Source organism: Vibrio fujianensis, assembly GCF_002749895.1.
GTDB classification, from domain to species: Bacteria; Pseudomonadota; Gammaproteobacteria; order Enterobacterales; family Vibrionaceae; genus Vibrio; species Vibrio fujianensis.
This window is the reverse complement of the sequence record NZ_NBUS01000007.1, coordinates 1-2,075: the sequence shown is the minus strand read 5'-3', so window position 1 is coordinate 2,075 and position 2,075 is coordinate 1. Positions and strand designations below refer to the sequence as shown.

Below are 2,075 nucleotides of genomic sequence, written 5' to 3'. Positions count from 1 at the left end.
TTCATTATGCGTTGATTTTGGTGGTTTTAGTGTTATGCGGAAAGTTGGTAGTAGCGTTTCGGGCTACTTAATTGGGCGTTAGCCGAAAGGAGAATCTACTGTGTCGATAGAAGTAACATTGTTGACAACTGTATTAGCTAATGCGCTTGGTTCAAGTGTATTAGCTGAATCATTGGTTAAGCTCTTTAAGGAAAAACTTGATAAAAAAACCATTGATGACTCATGTTCAGATGAAATAACCGCAGCCGAACCAAAAAGGCTGTACTTGGCAGGGGAGCATGAATCAAAAATAGTCAATGAAGCAGCTATTGAAGCTTTAGACGAAACCTATACGTTCACTGCTGGAATTGCCGCTGAAAGGATGAGGCAAGCAAAAGCTGCATTTAACATTGCGCTAACACTTATGATTGTTGGAGTTTTGGTTATCTTTGCTGGTGTCGCACTATTGTATTTTAAAGAAGGTATCGAGCAGGGGTTAATTACTGTTGTAGTGGGTGCAGTTTCGGAGATTCTTAGTGTCATTGTGTTCGGTTTTAACAGAGAAACAAACAATCGTTTAGATGACTTGAGAAAAGATATGTCAGTTATAGAAACAGCTAGAGTGGGCTTGTCTTTTGCAAAGCAAATTGAGAATCAGGAAAAAAGAGATAACGCTATTTCTGAATTATCACTCAAAATCCAAGGCGGCTAACAAAGCATTTAAGAGTGATTCGCAACGCTTGGCAGTTTCGCTTCGCTCAAGTATAGCCAAGCGCCGCTCACACCTTAATGCGGCGTTATGTACTTCTCTGAAATCCTTCCTGAAAATCAAACTTGTGCACAGTGTTATTATGCGTTACTCTTTGTGTATGGATGCACAATGAGACAGTGCAAGTTGTAATGGCATTAGAATTTAAAGATAAGTGGTTAGAGCAGTTTTATGAGGATGATAAACGACATCGTTTAATTCCAAGCAGTATAGAAAATGCTCTATTTCGAAAGCTGGAAATCTTAGATGCAGCTCAAGCTGAGTCAGACTTAAGAATTCCACCGGGCAATCGATTTGAACATCTTGAGGGAAATCTTAAAGGTTGGTGTTCAATTCGAGTGAATAAACAATATCGTTTGATTTTTCAGTGGGTTGATGGTGTTGCACTAAATACTTACTTAGACCCACATAAGTATTGAGGTAACGACTATGCGTAAGACAAAACGTCGCCCAGTTAGCGTTGGTGAAATGTTGAAATTAGAGTTTCTTGAACCAATGGGCATCACATCAAAAGCGCTCGCTGAAGCTATGGGTGTACACAGAAATACGGTAAGCAACTTGATTAATGGTGGAGTGTTAACGGCTCCAGTTGCAATTAAGCTAGCTGCTGCATTAGGAAATACACCAGAGTTTTGGCTTAATATTCAACATGCCGTTGACCTTTGGGATACGAGAAATCGTTATCAAGAAGAGGCCAAATTTGTAAAGCCGCTGTTTGTTACGATGGAACAAAGTGCACGTACATAACAAAGCGTTAAAGAGGGACAGCCAACGCGTGGCATTTTCATCATGCGTTGGTTTTTGTGGTTACGGTGTTATGCGGAAACTTGGTAGTAGCGTTGGCTGCCCCTTAACGCGGCGTTATGAGTTTTCCTGTCAACGATCACCGAAAACTGATCCACTTTTAGCTTAAAAACGATCAATCAAAATTGATCCACCCTTTTACTCAGGTATTGCTCCTGAACGTCGTTTATCTTTCAATCGATAGCTATCACCACTTAACTGCAGAACATGGGAGTGATGAAGCAGTCGATCTAACATCGCTGCCGTTAGTGTCGCATCATCGGCAAATGCGCTAGGCCATTGGCCAAACGATAAATTACTGGTCAAAATAATACTGCCATACTCATAGCGCTTAGCGATCACATTAAAAAATAGGTTCGCTTCTTCTCGCCCAAACGGCAGGTAACCGATTTCATCAATGATCAATAACCTTGGAGCCATCACAGAGCGAGAGAGGTATTGTTTCAGCTTGTTTTGTCGCTTAGCGGTCGATAATTGCAGCATCAAATCAGCGGCGGTGATAAAGCGCGTTTTCTTTTTAGCT

At 41.1% G+C, this 2,075-nt stretch carries 4 protein-coding genes; 3 read left to right on the top strand and 1 reads right to left on the bottom strand.

What is annotated here, in order from left to right; translation table 11 throughout:
- Positions 1-100 precede the first annotated feature (100 nt).
- The 3 genes from B7C60_RS00115 (at position 101) to B7C60_RS00100 (ending at position 1,495) form a co-directional block, all read left to right on the top strand.
- Positions 101-691, top strand: coding sequence for a TRADD-N-associated membrane domain-containing protein (locus B7C60_RS00115; protein ID WP_099609939.1), 591 nt, complete (start codon positions 101-103; stop codon positions 689-691).
- Positions 692-879: 188 nt separating this feature from the next.
- Positions 880-1,167 (top strand): type II toxin-antitoxin system RelE/ParE family toxin, encoded by a 288-nt coding sequence (locus B7C60_RS00105; protein ID WP_001162670.1) that lies wholly within the window; start codon positions 880-882, stop codon positions 1,165-1,167.
- Positions 1,168-1,177: 10 nt separating this feature from the next.
- Positions 1,178-1,495 (top strand): HigA family addiction module antitoxin, encoded by a 318-nt coding sequence (locus tag B7C60_RS00100; protein WP_099609936.1) that lies wholly within the window; start codon positions 1,178-1,180, stop codon positions 1,493-1,495.
- Between the two features lie 195 nt (positions 1,496-1,690).
- Here the strand turns inward: B7C60_RS00100 and B7C60_RS00095 are convergent.
- A partial coding sequence (locus tag B7C60_RS00095; RefSeq protein WP_172953208.1) for an ATP-binding protein occupies positions 1,691-2,075 on the bottom strand: 385 nt, incomplete at its 5' end.

What these genes read in the sequence shown, in the direction of transcription:
- B7C60_RS00105 (WP_001162670.1), top strand. Translation starts at nt 880, where the DNA reads ATGGCATTAGAATTTAAAGATAAGTGGTTAGAGCAGTTTTATGAGGAT.
- B7C60_RS00100 (WP_099609936.1), top strand. Translation starts at nt 1,178, where the DNA reads ATGCGTAAGACAAAACGTCGCCCAGTTAGCGTTGGTGAAATGTTGAAA.